Genomic DNA, 14,819 nt, shown 5'->3' with positions numbered 1-14,819 from the left:
TGGCAGCTTTCGGCCTCCTCACATTGCATGAGGCGCATGGGCCGCGGTCAATGTATAAGGAAAAAGCCTCGCTTACATTATTTGTCGTAGGTCGGAATTCCTCCTTTAAAAAATCATCGTGAGTAAAACCCCCATAATTTCAAGCGACTTCAAATTTGCCGTAGTCCACATGGCCTGGATGTTCAACGGCAAAGATCGGGATTTGCTCTTTGCAGGTGTGGAACTTATTCCCGAAGAGCTAGGACGCCCACCGCAGGAGCCTCGCGATCAATTGAAGATCTCGAAAGTTGGGGATAGAGCACGTATCTATTTTGAACGCTTCGTGATGGATGCGGAAGACGCTCTAGCCTGGTACGCTAACTGCCGGAACGGCATCGTGGAACTTCCAGGAAGCAAAGAATTGAAGGCCGTTGCCACCGGGGTTCTAAAAGAGGAACCTCAATGGCCGTCTCTTATTACTGGCGCTGAGTTTCCATTTACAGGCGATGTCCTGGCGAGTCATCGTACTCATCACCTAATACCCCCAGAATTACCTCAATGTGTGCAAGCGATGCAAGAGGTGCAGCCAGATGCAATTAGGTGGATGTCGGAGAAGATCTACGTAGATTTGGCTAGGTATCCGGAGCTTCTGGGTACTATCAATTTGCTGGTTCCAAATCCCGTGCTACGTTCATTCGAGCACAGATTGGGTGTCGGCGAGAGTGGAGAGGAATCTAGTCGCCTTTCGCTCGTTGCTCGTTCAGGAAAATCATTGGAAACTTTGTCAGTCCTGTTGACAGAGGTGCGACCCACCGGGCCTTCGAATGTGACTTTTCTGAAAGTCGACAATCGATACTTGGAGGTGTCTCACTCCGGAAGAGTTGAAGAAGTGTCTCTTGCCATGATGTGCTCTGTGAGAGGACTGTTGGAGTGGCAAGGCCCAACTGGATTTTTCCGAACAGTGCATTTTCGGTCGCATGTTCCCGGTGCTTCAAAACGCGTCACGGTCCCGAGTAGAGCTGGTGAGGTCCCTGAATCATATGAGGTGCCTCAACGCCGGCTTGCGAACCGGTCTGCAATTGGCGATCTGTCCACGGAGGATCCAATTACAGCTCGCATTAGGAGTCTTCGGCATGCCAGAACTAGGGCTGACGAAGGGGTGCGACTGGGACAAAAATGGTTCCACGGCAATCACCATGAAGCCAAGTTGTTCATTCGCACGTTGACTCAAAAAGCAGAGCGAAGGGTTTGGATTGTCGACCCTTATTTTGCAACGGCCGAATTGTTCAGCTTCGCATTGGCCACGAGTAGTTCCGAAGTGGAGGTTCTGGTGTTAACGAGCGGGCAGCTCATGCTTAAAAATCAGGATGCAGTGGATGCCAGTCGTGAAGCAGGGGAGCTCCTGCTTGAACAATACAAGGCACTTAAGAAGCAGTCTCAGCTGAATATTCTGGTGATGACAGGCGACCGCCCAGTCTTTCACGATAGATTCTTGGTCATTGATGACGCAGTGTGGCTGTCGGGGAATTCACTAGGCACGATCGGCGAGCGCGCCGGAATGATGATCTCGCTTCCAGATCCCGCACCGGTGATTCAGAAAATTCAAGAAATCGTTCGCGACGCGGTGTTGGTCAAGCCCCTGGAAGAGTGGGTCACTAATCGCCAGAAGAGCAAAACAAATGGGAGTTAAGCGTAGCTCGGTTTTGCGAAACGCCATTAGCTTCGGTTCGGCGACCAACTGCTATAACCCTAATCTCACGAGGTCATCGCCGCCCGGGCCCCCAATGCTGATTTGGCCCTCGATTCAGCACCCTTCAAATTTGAAGGAACATGACTCCAGGAGCATCCCCGATCTGAACCACATTCTCAGCCGGCATCGCCACAATAGAGATGCCAAGGCGAATGACGCCAAAGTCGGTCCGACATTACTCGGTTGCTCAGGTTTCTGGGAGGCGGTCAAGTCTGCCAAGCTGCTGTTTGTGTTTGACCCTCATCTCAGTCCACATTTGATTCGCAATATCAGGTTTCATTTGAATCCCTCATCTCGTCGGCTTCAAATTCTCAGATTGATTGGCGGCACCCAAGATCGAGAGAAGTGCATTCATCTGGCTACCGAGCTGGCCAATATATTCCAAGGTACCCAGACCATCATCGAGTGCCGAATGGGAATGGAGTCCCGGGCAACACCCTTTCCTCACGACCGGTTTGCCATAACAGACGGGGAGTTTTGGCATTTCGGCGGAACTGTTGGCGGGTTGGAGCCATGCTTGACTGCAGTAAGTCGTGGTTGGAAGGTATCTGATGTTGGAGCCGAGATTTTCTTCAATGGTGTTTGGGACCATCTAGCGCCTGCTGGAGGTGAAGCGTGATTAACAAAAACTTGAGAGGCAAGTCGGAATATCTGCTGCGGTTAGCCGAGGAGGTCTCTCAGGCATCTCGCATTCAGTTCAACTCTGGCTGGGAAGATACGGTTCAAGCGCTAGCGCGCAGTTTCGTCGACGTGCTCGCTAACGAGTCGAACGCAGCCCAAGCACTACTTGATCTGCGCGATTCAATAGAAAACGCGGATTCACAACAAGACCCTATGTCTAGCGCCGATCCTTTAGCCCAGAGCCTTTCTGCGGGCACTGCTGGAGTTAAATTAAATTGGAAAGGCAGCAAAGGAGACGCGCAGTGGTTGTCGGGCTATGCTTTGGGAGTAGCCGCCGGAGAGAAGGCCAGTGCGCAGGCCCTTTTTTCTCTCTATGAGGTCGCGCAAAGTTCCGGCATTCGGCTACACGCGTTTTTTGCAGGACTCCGTTTGGGCATGGACGAGAATCGTGGTGATCTGAAGGTTGCCTTTAGAGAAGCGGCTCGTGCGATTGCCGTCAACCCAACCGAATTGGTGTATCGGAGTGAGCGATCGCAGTTCACCGAGGCCTTGAGCGATTGGGAGCTTCGTACAGATCTCGTCGACGCTTGGAACGAAGTGTATTGGCGTCGCATTTTGATTCATCCGGATCGACTGTTTGTATTCAACGCACTGCTCCCAGATACGCCAGCATTGTTTCTTGAGGTTTGCGAGATCCTCAAGCTTCCGCCTTTGATTGATGCGCTTCTGGATAACCCCGACATTACTGAGGACTTGGACCTTCTTCTGGAGCTGCTGAGGCTCGCTCCTACTTGCGGTGAGGGGCGGCAATGGAATAAGAGCATGTCTGCACCACTGCTTTTACAAGCAGCTTTTACTCATATTTCTAAGCTGTTCTCGATTGAGTCTGAAGCGACGAAGGATTCCGGGGACTACGGCAAGGCGCGTCGGGAGGTTTTGACTTGCGCACTGAACCGCAATGACGGCAACTTTTTAATCACCGGTTGGGCCATTCACCTTATTAAACAAAACAGAATAAGACCATCTGCTGTAAACAACGATGCCATCAACTCAATCATAGAGGTGATTCATGAGAGTAAGGATTTTGTTTCGCGCTTAATGCAATCTCATTTGGAAACATTCGTGCCCATTTCATCTGATCGAGAACTTGCTTTGCAGGTTTCGGGCGTAGGCGAAGAAAAAGACGATGCCGTTTTGGATCATGACTATCAACTACTTCTGCTGACGATTCTGTTGACTGAAGAGGATTTGAAGTCGGAATCGGAGTTAAGCGCCGAAGCATCAAAACTGTATGCCGTATTTCGTCGTCTGCTGCTCGAGCGGCATGGCGAGTTATGGCGACATAACTTTCTTGAGTCAAACTGGGAGTTCCCAACAATAGCCAGGTTGTATCGTTGGGAGTCAACAAAGCGCTGGAATGAGGACTGGAATACCTTGATCGCACAGAGACGTAGGGGACTGCACTGGAACTTTACCGAGGACCAGGGCGCGCAGGAACCAAGTCTCTTTCTTGCAAGTGTCGGCGTTGGCGTTGTGGAAAACCTTTTAAATGAACATAACTACCATGCCGCAGTTGCGATGTGTGATGTAGTATTTGACGCAATATTTCCCTTGGCAACTCAATGGAACACAAAGCAAAGTTCGTGGCGAGATATAGCGGTTCTTGTTGGAATAACGGCGACTCACGCATGCAAAGCATCAGGGGATCCGCAGTTATATAACGTGCCTGTCTCATTTTTAAAGCGACTGGGTGACGACGACGAGTTCTTTCTACAGCTTGCGGCGAACATGATCAACAACGGATTCTTGGATCTGGAGGATGTTATGAATAAGGCGCTGGGCGGAGATCAGACTGTTCACGCGCGGGCCTGCAGGTACATCAAATGGCAACGAAATGGGTTCAAGGATCCGGTACTAACTCCTCTGTCCGCCTATTGGAGTGCGCGACTAGAAAAATGATCGTTCTGATTTCTATGACGATCGCTCAGACCTGTTGGGCTAATTGTTAGTGCGATGCTTCTCGTCCGACTTTACGGCCAAGCCAGCAATGTGGTCCGTTGAGGCTCCCCTAATTAGAGGATGGCGTAGTGGTGAATCAAAGAGAGAATGGTGCAAAGATCATCAACGAAAGCGATTGTTGCGCCAGGCTCAGGAAAATATCAGAAGAAAGTAGCGCCAAATGCCAGAAGACCTTAAACCGCTCACCGAAGCGAAACCCCCTATTCCTGAATCTCTCACGGGCTCTGTTGTGGATGTAGTTCGTCTTTGGGAGGTCGCGGGTCCGATCGTGTCCCGGATCGCTGATGCTGCAATCGCAGCGTTGGAACGATCAAATCGTCATACCGGTCTGATTACCGGTATTCTTCTGGGAATAATCATATTCTGTTTCACGGGATTTGCGACATTCGCGTTGTACCTGGACAAGGTCGACACCGCAGAAAAAGTCCTTATTGCGATGGTCAGTTTTCTTGGTGGGGCGGCTATGTTCAGCGGCCCTCCCAGGAAATAGAACAGGCGACTTTACGAATCGAACGCACTGTTGCCGATGCCAGTTCTCACGCGCAAGCGTCTTGAATACATAGCAACTTCAAAAATTGCTAAACAAAACTTCTGGCGTCATGGGCACCGGGAGGGATTTTTGGGTTGCCTCAGTATTAAAGGACGAAGTTGGATTTCTCAACGATTTCACGCTTGCTTGCCTCTGCAGCCGCACCATTGCTGGGATTTTTAAAAAAGCCTTGGGCTGAACGCACAGCTGTCCTTAATCCAGGGCAGGCCACGTCTTCACCAATCGACGACCTGGACGAGGCAACCTTCGCAAATCTCGGTGCAACTACGCCCGATGCGGCAGGTTGGAAACTGGTACTTCAAGTATTCCTACGTCAACTGGTGATGGCGGAACCCTTTTCCCTTCCGCATGTGCGTGAGTGGTTGGACTTAGAGGAAACGCAGCGCCATCTTCAACGCCTTGCACATGCGCGCATCACCGCAGCGAGCGAACCATCGAGCGAACGTTCGGCATTGGTTGAAAGCTATATGTTGGCCTCTGGTGAACACCAGAGCCGGGCTGACGATATCGTCGAGCATGCCTTGAAGGTGCTAGTGGCAGGCGTGTATGGTGGGTTAAAAGATACTGCATTAGGAGCCATTCTCCAAGTGAGCATGCGCGCCTTGCAGGAGCGCCTCGACGAGCTTGACATGCGGGTTGGCGAACAAAGACTGCCGGAGCTTGGGTGGTCATTGGAAGCGGCCTGCAAAGCCAATGAGAATTGGTTGTTGGAAAGCTTTTCCAGTCAACGCAAAGCAAAGACGCGGCTCGGCCAACCGCTCAATCCGGCTGACGGCATGGCGCGGGTCCATCCGATAGCTAGAACCAACCTGATCGAGAGCTTTGAAAGTCTACTACGTGAATCCCCATTTGGCGGCGTGGTAGCGGTCACTGGGGATGAAGGCAATGGGAAATCCTGGCTAGTCGCACAAGCTTGGCTTTCCCTTTCGGCTAAACCCCTGACTCTATTTTTGACAGCGGAAAACGTCAGCGATCAGGTCGCCGATCCGATCGCGCTCATTGCACGAAATCTTTGCGTGCAAACCGGCAGAGAGGGAGTCGAATCCCATCAGGAATTTTGGACTACCCAGTGGAATACGTGGCGTGCGCAACGGCAAGGACCTGCACAAGGAATTATTGTTGTACTTGATGGTCTGAATCAACGCCCGCGAACCGAATGGGCGCGCTTTATCGACAAACTCAGCGAAGAGTTGGAGTTCATTGGTGGGAAGTTAATTGTTACCTCCCGAAAACGTTACTTTGACGGAACGGTAAAAGCGCGCCTGGCATCACCATGTCGAGAGTTGAGGGTGCCGGAATGGACGCCAACGGAGCGTGATGCCTTGCTTGTTGCCTCTGGCACGCTCGGCGGTCAGTTACATGAGCGGGTAGCCAATTCGTTACGCAATCCGCGTCTACTTGGCATTGCCTTGACTTTGCTTGACAGCGCGCAGCTTCAAGCGATGGAAGAGTTAAGTGTTCCCCTTTTATTATTTGAACATCTTCGCACTAGTCAGCGCGATACCTACGACCTATCTGCTGAGCACTTTAAGCGCAATCTTCAGGATCACGCGAGACAAGTCCTGCAGCGCTTGAACACGCAACAGCGCGACGATCTGAAAGTTTTCGAAGGTGGCCTCGATGCAGTCGTCGAGGGGCGTTTCTTCACGCCACTGGCGGAAGATCCAACTCGTTATGCGGTGCGAGAAGAAGGGCTCGGACTCGCCCTCGGTTTGGCCATTCTCGACGAACTAGTTTCTGCTCGACGTAACGGTCGCGATCTTGGCGAAGCGTTAGCAACGATAGCAGAGCCAATCGTGGCTTTAGATTTGACTTCGGAGGCCATGCTAGCCGCAATGACAGTAGTTTGCATGAGCGAAGAATATCCGACTGAGATCGGTGTGGCGATACTGATTGCGTTTGCCAGCTTACAGAACCCGGACGATGACGCGTTTGATTCAGTTGCCGCGCTAGCTCGTATCCAGCCGCTGGTTTTTCTCGAATCCGCGCGGCTGCTTGCGCTTCAGGGCGGTAGAGTTCCCAACTTCGACTGGATCGAGCTGGCTTTGCACAAGGCCAAAACAGATAACCATGCTTGGGAATCAATATCCACGGCAATCAAAGTCTGGCTAGCGCATGTAACCCTAGATATAGAAAAGCAAATCTTCTCCACCGGCAAAACCCCAGAAGAGATCGCGCAACTTCGCACTGAGCGAAGAAACGCCCTCGATGCAAAACTGGAGAAGCTTTCCCTGGGGGAGCGCGAAGTCTTCAATTCACTAAATCGCACTACAGCTCAAGATACTTCGTTGCTTGGACGGGTCGCTATTAAACTGCTAGCAGGGATGCCTTTGGCGCCATTCTCGCAGGGACTTGTTCAGTGGAAGTTCGCGAATAGTCTTAATGGCAGCTACGACGCACCCAATAAGGAGCTTCGCCAACTGATCCGCTTTAATAGCATTGATTGGGTAGCTGCGCGTGAGGCTCTCTTGCATTCCAGTCAGACGCTTCGCAACAAAGTAACTTCGACCGTGGGCCGATGGGCTTTAGTTTCTCTGCTTGATGCCACCGGGAACCAAGAGGATGCGCAGTACGCACAGGAACTCGCTGATGTACTGCGTGCGGGGCAGCCTCGACGACAAGGATGGCGCTTGGTAGAGAAGTATTGCAGCACCGATCCATGCGACCCAAACAATCGGGAACCCGAAAACGTAGCGCAAACCACTGGGCAGTACCAAGCCGTTGACGTCACCAAACTCCATCAGCGTATGGGCATGGATGTTTTGGATCACTTCTTTAGTAAAGCGCGGCCGGCTATTTGTCGTTACAACAAGGATACCGCCGTCGAACGTCATCGTGCGTTGATTGACGATGTTCTTCGTCGCAGCGGACCGCCCTTGCGTCAGGGTGTAGTTAGCCTTCTGGCGCACTCTTCATTAATCACACACGCACAATCTCTGGCGCTTGTCCGCCGTGTATGCGGCAGTGAGGCTGACTCTGACGCGCTGCGCTCTCTGGGCGACGAGGCCTCAATTTGGGCGCAATTTCATTTGCAGCTGGCTTTCCCGTCGCTAGAGGCATCTGCGCAGTTCGATTCTCTGCTGCAGATGCGCTGTGGCAGCAGGTTGTCTTTAAATTTGGTTGAGATAATAAAGCCGCTCGACAAAAAATCTTTCAATGAAAAGCTTACTAGTGCAATTACGTCGGGTGACGAAGAAGCGGTATTCACCACACTTTTGTTTTCCCCCTTTGTAGATGAGCTGTTGCCGCCAGAGACACGGAATCATGTTGCTAAGCTGCTGCGGAGCAAATCGACGCTAGTACGTGCTTATGCCTTGCGCATGGTTGGACAGTCGGGAGACAGGGACGCATTGCAGATAGTTTTGCAGGAAGAATGGAGTCATGCCCATTTAGGCAAAGACGAAAAAATGGAGCGATGGTACGGTTCAGAGGTTCTCCTCGAGGCCGCGGTGAAGGGTGTTGCTCCATGGGAGACGTTAGTTCCGAGCATGGAGTATCAGCATCTCGGTTCTCTATCGCAATCTCTGCGTGGGGCGGCGGTGCAATTCGTCGCGGGTCTTGTTGACGCGTTGCTCCGCCTCTCGCTGAAACTGCCCGTCGAGGCTAGCATGCTGGAGATTGAGCTTATGCGGCACCCTGCAGCTGCTCCACAAATGCAGTACTTCAGACTGCACGCACATCAAACTCTGTCGGATGACCCATTTGAAGCTCTGCGGCTCGCTTCTGAGGACAATGATAGTTTTAACGAACGCCAGAAGAAATTGCAAGATGCCTTCGAAAGGATGGTGGCAAACCTCACGCGCCTTGATGCAGGTAGGCTATTGGATCAATTTAGGATGGACGATTTCTCGGTCATTGCTGAGGCCGATATTTCCTTGACAGATAGCTGGTGTGCCTTGTTGCTTACGCCGCCAGATGGTGCTCACTTGGCCGCGGTGAGAAATATGGGGCTTCTGATAGCACGTGCGATAGCTACACGTGATCCCGTTCGGTCGGTTCAACTGTTCGAAAAATACGAACCAATTTTGCCAATGGTACGCGTAGTTTTCGGCCACTCGTCGATAGAACTAGGCGCGATGGCAATTTGGTCTGCGCCAGACAATCATCAACTGGATGCTTTGCGCGCACGTCGTCTGGACCAAGCTGCCAATAACGAAGACCTTGCTCAGGAGGTGTGGGCCGCGTTGTGGAACGGGAAGTCGGGAAAGCTCAGGCTATACATTGATGAGCGTTTGGATTCATTGTGGCCGGCTATGCAGGCACGAGCCATCTTAGTTGCAGGCTTGATGGGAGAAAACTCACACAGCAGCAGTGTGATGGCACGATTTGATGGTGTGCCGGGCCTGCTCGGCGAAACGCAGCATGTTGCGCGGGAGGTTCACGAGCGGCATGTTTGGGCAGAACATTGGTTTGCTGCTATGCGCGTTGCACGTTCTGCGGAGGATTTCTGGAGTGCGGCGGTGCTTTTCCTCGTTGTGGTTGATGGTCGCTTCGAGGTTCTCAGGTCCTCTGAGGAGGAAGCACAAGAGCCTTTCCGTCTACATTGGCCCGCTATCGAACGACAATTAAAAAATCGATTCGATAAACTGCGAGGAAAATGGAAAGATCGCTTACTGAATGAGGACAGACCGTGGCAGCAGTTTTTGGCGCAACAACTACTACGCTGAATAGAGATTGCCATTGTAGTTGCCTTGCGTCTCTAAGCTGCAGCGCATTGCGTGCCTAATCTTAAGTTGTGGCGATGCAGCGTACTATTTTTTCGGGACGTGGTCTCGCCAAAACATGGTTCCGCATTAGGTTGATCTCAGACCACGCATCGGTCCGAAGACCACCAACTCATTCACGCCGGGCGAACTACTATTCATGGCTTCCGCTTGGGTGCTGAGATAGCCGTGAGTCGCTCGTAGTGGGCCTACGAAGTGCACTCCGTTAAAAATTAGGCGCTAGAACTTAGCGACTCCTGACTAGCCGCCGGTTCCTGGCATGTATTCCATCAGATCCTCCACCCTGCAATTGAAGTATTGGCAGAGCTTGTCGATGGTTTCTGTTCCAGTGCCATACCCCTTTGAATTAAGAATCTTTGACAGCGTCATTCGATTCAATCCAGTTGCTGTCGCGATCTCATTGATCGTGACTCGACGCCCTTCAGCGAACTGCTTTTTCTCAATCATTTCGCCAAGCTTAAATCGGATCATGATTGAAAAAAATATAAAAAGATAAAAAAATGTATCAAATGGCTTGAATATTCAGCTTTTATGCATATCATTAGCGTCAAGTGATAAATATTTTTATCGCCTGCCACTTAAATTGTAAAGGAGCTAGCAATGTTAGGTCAGACATATCTCACCACCAATGAACTGTCCTCGCGGATCAAATATGACGTTCGCACGATTCGCGAGCGTCTGAAAGACAGCGTTTTGCTGGAGGGAGTGCATTACTTGCGCCCGTTTGGTGGTCGGAAAATTCTGTTTGTGTGGGAGGCCATCGAGCGAGACATGAGAGTCATGTCGATCCAGTCATCCACTGGTTCTGTCGCAATTCCGATGGCCAATGGAGCGGTCCTCAATGGCTAAAGTTACTGTTCGCAAAGAAACTGGTAAGTTGGTCATCGATTTTACCTACCGTGGTGTGCGTTGTAGGGAGCAAACGGCCCTGCCTGAATCGCCGCAAAACCTAAAGCGTGTCCAGGGGGTGATCGACAAAATTAAAAAAACTCAGCAAGAAGGCACGTTTAGATATCGGGATTTCTTCCCCGAGAGCGCGCTTGCTGCGCGATTTGATCCGTTGTCCCCCGCTGACCCGATCCCAATCGAAGTCGAATCTGTCACTCAAGACAGTACTCCCTTATTCCAAGCCTTCGTCAACCAGTGGGTAGACGAACACAGCATCGAATGGCGCAGGAGCCACATACGATCCCTGTTGTCCACCATCAATGGCCGCCTCATTCCACATTTCGGAGGAAAGGCTGTCGGCGATATCACCAAGTCCGACATCCTCGCCTTCCGCGCCACCCTGGCCAAAGCCAAAGGCCGCGGCGAGAAGGAAGGCCTCTCGCCCAAACGCATCAATGAAATCATCGGCACGCTCAACCAGATCCTGGTCGAAGCGTCAGACCGCTTCGGGTTCACAACACCCACCACCAACATCAAACGCCTGCGCCTGCGCAGAACTGATGTCGACCCGTTCAACCTGACGGATGTCCAGCGCATCCTTGCGACAGTCCGCGCTGACTACAAGCAGTACTTCGTCACGCGTTTCTTCACGGGCATGCGGACAGGCGAAGTTCACGGCCTCAAATGGAAATACGTCGACTTTGAACTGCGCGTCATCCGCGTGCGGGAAACCTTCGTGCTCGGCGAAGACGAATACACCAAGACTGACGGCAGCCAGCGCGACATCCAGATGAGCCAGCCGGTGTTTGATGCTTTGCAAGAACAGTTCAAGGCCACTGGCGAGGTGTCCGAATACGTGTTCTGCAATCTCACAGGCCAGCCGTTGGACAACAAGAACTTCTCCGACAGGGTTTGGTACCCCTTGCTGCGTCACCTTGGTCTCCAGAAACGGCGTCCCTATCAAATGCGACACACGGCGGCGACACTTAGGCTGGCATCGGGCGAAGCCCCAGAGTGGATTGCCCGGCAGCTCGGTCACACCAGTACCGAGATGCTTTTCAGGGTGTATAGCCGGTACGTTCCCAATCTGACCCGTCAAGACGGTTCGGCCATGGAGCGGCTTTTGGCGAGCCGATTGTCAGTGGGGCCATTGATTCCCATACAGACAGACGGGATGGGGCAGGGCGGACCCACTGGGTCTCGCACTTTGTATGTCCCGGCCAACGACGTCGCGCCGCAACCCATTCCCAAACCGCGAGGCGTACACGGCGCCCGCCGGATGCCAGCGCGTGCGGATCCCATGCCACTCGCACCAGATGGCGAGGCAATCATCGTGCCGTCCACCTACGGCGGTAGCGAACCCCAGCCGCCCCCTTGGCGGATGAGTAACTTCAGGCCAGAGCCAGCGCCCTGGCATACCTGACGCTCCAACCTACAGCTTGACTCACTCCAGATCGCCGCCGCAAAACTTTTTTGCGGCGGTGCAGGGGAAAGCTTTGCCCGAAATTTCTTAAACGTATTGATCAGCAGGAACCCCATGAACACCAAATCACGCAAGTCGTCTAAGCCCACTAAAGCCGCTTCACCTTTCGCCAACGCTACCCAGCCAACAGAGCCCGCCAATCCCGGCACGGTCTCCGACACCGAGCAAGACAACCTGGTCCGAATTCACGATCTCACAGGCTTTGCCGCGCTCTGCATTCCCGCAACTCTGCGCGAGCTGATCGGCGACGAAGCCTACGAGCGTCATACCTCGAACATCGAATCACGTGAGCTGATAGTGATCCTGCGCGATCCGAGTGATGTGGTCTACATCCGCATGCCCATCGTGCACTTTCCCTTAGGGCACGACATCCCTGAATCGCAAGACGCGATCAAGCCGCAGGCGCGCAAGGGTGCAAAGGTAAGTGCAAAGGGCAAAAGCAAGCTGGTCAATCCGTCAGCCGCCACCTCGCGCAAGCTGCGGCAGAGGTTGTAAGCAATGGCCCGGCTTGAACGTTGCCGCCTCGTCTTTCCCCCCATTCCATTTATCTGTCCCGAAAGCCTTTCATGAACACACCCTCATCGCGCCGTCCTTACGACCAGTTTCAATCCGGGGTCACTAGCGCATCCCCCAAAGGCCGCGCCGTACCCGTGTCCTCACCTTACGACCCCCAACTGCTGCAATCTGCAGAAGTGCTTCGGAGCACCTTGATTCGCCGACGTCGGCACTACAACGATCCGAGGCTGGAGCGGTTCGCACGGGAGTTCTTCGCCGACGACAACATGGTCTGGGCATACTTCTTCCCGCGAGAGGTGGGTCCCAGCCCGCATCAGCAGTCCTTCGGCAGCGTGGCCCAGTTGAATATGAAAGCTGTTTGGACACCACTCCACATGGTGAACGCTGCAGCCAACCAGGCGATGTCAATGGTGATCGTGCTTCCCCACGAACGGGAGTTCATTCACTTGGCGACGATGGTCTATCCCTGCGCCTTGTTTCACAGCGTCCGAGCTGCGGTGATGGGTGGTTACCAGCGCATTGCGGTTTCCCCAGACTGGTTGACTCATTTGCGCGGTTTGTTTCTGACTGATGCGCTGCGATCGCTGCGCCGCGAGGATGCGGCTATGTCCGATACCTTGAGAGCGGTCTTGGGCTTGCCGGGGGAGGGACACATTCATCCGCAGCAAGTCTCAAGGTTGATGTCAGCCGTGCATCTGGCTCATCTCCAGACCCGGGCCGTCTGGGCTACGAGCGGTTTGTAAGCGAGTGATCAAGGAGCAATACATGAATGATCCTCGTCCACCCAAATTACCGCGCCTTAATCGAACCCTGCCGCCAGCCCGCAAGGGCCTGGTGTGGGCTCTGATGCTCGCATCGGCCCTTATCGTTGCAGCACCCTTGTGCTTTCTGGTCTGGGCTGTGTTCCAGGTTTGGGGCAATGAGGATGTGGTGTCCAGCCAAGCCATTGGGAATCTGGTCCATATGAGTCCCGTAGGCAGTTGGTCAGGCTCAATGATTATTCAGACTGATCAGGGTTTTTTGCCGCTTCACAAGGCTGTGGCTATTCGAACTGGAACACCGCTCGTTCTCGAAGTCAGAGCTACAGGTCGGCGATACGTGTGTGACAGTGCCCGCGCCTTGTGTGTTGAGACTTCCAAGGAGGGATTTGCTAGGGATCCGATTGGCGCGGGAGGACGTTCATGAAGGAACAGGTCCTGTGGCTGAGCCTGCGGCCAATCAACAGCAGCGCACGAACTGGAGAAGAGCTTTGGGGCCAATTGGTGACTTGGTGCCTAACCCGGTCCATGTTTGTCGGTGGTTCCTTAGAAGGGGCAGCGGTCATCAATCCTGATACTCCTATAACCCGACCGCAGTTGAGGCACCTTAAGGCTTGGCTGGAGAAGAGGGCGGACGTCCATCATTTTGAATTGACAGAAAAGCATGTGAGTGATCTTTTCAGCTTTGCGGCCAAGGGCGCCTACATCGAAGCCGTCAGCCAGGCCCAGGAGTTTCTGGCAGAAAGAATGATGCGCTGCGCCTTGTCGCTTGCATTCGCAACCAGCCCGGGAGAGTGGCACTGGAAACCTGCGATGTCACCGGACGGCAACACGCTTGAGCTTCGCTTGCCTCGCTCACAGCTCCAGTTAGACATCAGCCGACTGGATGTCTTGCCGGAGCCGCTCCTGCACAGGTTGGCCAGCGGGCCCGTGCGTCTTCAAGGTCTCGAAAGCTTGATACCCGAGTTGGTCGAACTTCACTGGCACCGCATGGAAGCCATCGGCGACGTGCCGGCCGGCGAGTGGTTGGCGCAAAGCCGGGGCTGGAGCTTAAGCCTCCAAGCTATTTCTGGAAGCGCATTGGACCACCGGGAAGTGATGTTGCGCTGGATGGCTTGGGTCTGCGCCAGCTAGCGATACGGCCAGCAAGCCCCCGAAAACGACTACCGGGCAACCCGGCCGCGCGAGACAGGTCGAGCTGAGCGCACTTTGGCAGGAGCCTTCGCGACTGGCATGGCAAGCAGCGACGCGACGTCGACCTCCAAGCCCTTCGCCAAGGTGTGTAGGACGGTGAGGGTCGGGTTGGCGAGCCCGGACTCAATTCGGCTCATATAGGTGCGGAACAAATCGCACCGGTCGGCCAGCTCTTCCTGGGTGAGCGGGTATTCGGCGCGGAGTTGCTTAATCCGCAGGCCCAAGGCCTTACGGGGATCGATAGAGGTGGTAACCACCAAAACACTATCGTGTTTGTATACTCATTCATACACACACGGATTCGTACATTTGCAATGCTTGCTTACTCAGGGAGAAC

General features: G+C 53.3%; 12 protein-coding genes. 10 read left to right on the top strand and 2 right to left on the bottom strand.

The features are described from left to right. Window positions 1-118 precede the first annotated feature (118 nt). The 5 genes from VE934_RS08830 (at window position 119) to VE934_RS08810 (ending at window position 9,586) form a co-directional block, all read left to right on the top strand. Window positions 119-1,669 carry a VPA1262 family N-terminal domain-containing protein gene (locus VE934_RS08830; RefSeq protein WP_324886480.1) on the top strand — a complete coding sequence of 517 codons (1,551 nt, stop codon included), beginning with the start codon at window positions 119-121 and terminating at the stop codon, window positions 1,667-1,669. A 94-nt stretch (window positions 1,670-1,763) separates the two neighbouring features. Beyond that, entirely contained in the window at window positions 1,764-2,348 is a 585-nt protein-coding gene (locus VE934_RS08825) for a hypothetical protein (RefSeq protein WP_324886478.1), read from the top strand. Further along, window positions 2,345-4,309, top strand: a complete 1,965-nt coding sequence (locus VE934_RS08820) for a hypothetical protein (protein ID WP_324886476.1) — start codon at window positions 2,345-2,347, stop codon at window positions 4,307-4,309. Before VE934_RS08825 ends, VE934_RS08820 begins: the two co-directional genes overlap by 4 nt. Before the next feature lie 220 nt (window positions 4,310-4,529). After that, window positions 4,530-4,859 (top strand): hypothetical protein, encoded by a 330-nt coding sequence (locus VE934_RS08815; protein ID WP_324886474.1) that lies wholly within the window; start codon window positions 4,530-4,532, stop codon window positions 4,857-4,859. A 158-nt stretch (window positions 4,860-5,017) separates the two neighbouring features. Further along, window positions 5,018-9,586, top strand: coding sequence for a hypothetical protein (locus VE934_RS08810; protein WP_324886472.1), 4,569 nt, complete (start codon window positions 5,018-5,020; stop codon window positions 9,584-9,586). 297 nt (window positions 9,587-9,883) lie between these two features. On the opposite strand, the gene VE934_RS08805 is transcribed toward VE934_RS08810, so the two are convergent. Continuing rightward, window positions 9,884-10,090, bottom strand: a complete 207-nt coding sequence (locus VE934_RS08805) for a helix-turn-helix transcriptional regulator (RefSeq protein WP_324886470.1) — start codon at window positions 10,088-10,090, stop codon at window positions 9,884-9,886. A gap of 153 nt (window positions 10,091-10,243) precedes the next feature. On the opposite strand from VE934_RS08805, the gene VE934_RS08800 reads away from it, so the two are divergent. From VE934_RS08800 to VE934_RS08780, 5 genes are all read left to right on the top strand, one after another. Then, a complete protein-coding gene (locus VE934_RS08800) occupies window positions 10,244-10,492 on the top strand; it encodes a hypothetical protein (RefSeq protein ID WP_324886468.1) in 249 nt (82 codons plus the stop codon). Further along, complete coding sequence (locus VE934_RS08795) at window positions 10,470-11,954, top strand: tyrosine-type recombinase/integrase (protein ID WP_324886466.1); 1,485 nt, start codon at window positions 10,470-10,472, stop codon at window positions 11,952-11,954. The genes VE934_RS08800 and VE934_RS08795 overlap by 23 nt, the downstream gene beginning before the upstream one ends. Window positions 11,955-12,068: 114 nt before the next feature. Further along, window positions 12,069-12,509, top strand: coding sequence for a hypothetical protein (locus VE934_RS08790; protein ID WP_324886464.1), 441 nt, complete (start codon window positions 12,069-12,071; stop codon window positions 12,507-12,509). A gap of 71 nt (window positions 12,510-12,580) precedes the next feature. Then, the gene (locus VE934_RS08785; protein ID WP_324886462.1) at window positions 12,581-13,273 is read left to right on the top strand and encodes a hypothetical protein; all 693 of its coding nucleotides are present in this window, start codon (window positions 12,581-12,583) and stop codon (window positions 13,271-13,273) included. 438 nt (window positions 13,274-13,711) lie between these two features. After that, complete coding sequence (locus tag VE934_RS08780) at window positions 13,712-14,422, top strand: hypothetical protein (protein ID WP_324886460.1); 711 nt, start codon at window positions 13,712-13,714, stop codon at window positions 14,420-14,422. Between the two features lie 29 nt (window positions 14,423-14,451). Here VE934_RS08780 and VE934_RS08775 read toward each other — a convergent pair whose 3' ends face one another. Continuing rightward, window positions 14,452-14,739, bottom strand: coding sequence for a helix-turn-helix transcriptional regulator (locus VE934_RS08775; RefSeq protein ID WP_324886861.1), 288 nt, complete (start codon window positions 14,737-14,739; stop codon window positions 14,452-14,454). Between the last annotated feature and the right edge of the window lie 80 nt (window positions 14,740-14,819).

Origin of the sequence: Polaromonas sp., assembly GCF_035638815.1 — a bacterium.
Classification (GTDB): Bacteria; Pseudomonadota; Gammaproteobacteria; order Burkholderiales; family Burkholderiaceae_C; genus Polaromonas.
This window is presented reverse-complemented; position numbering and strand designations above follow the sequence as displayed.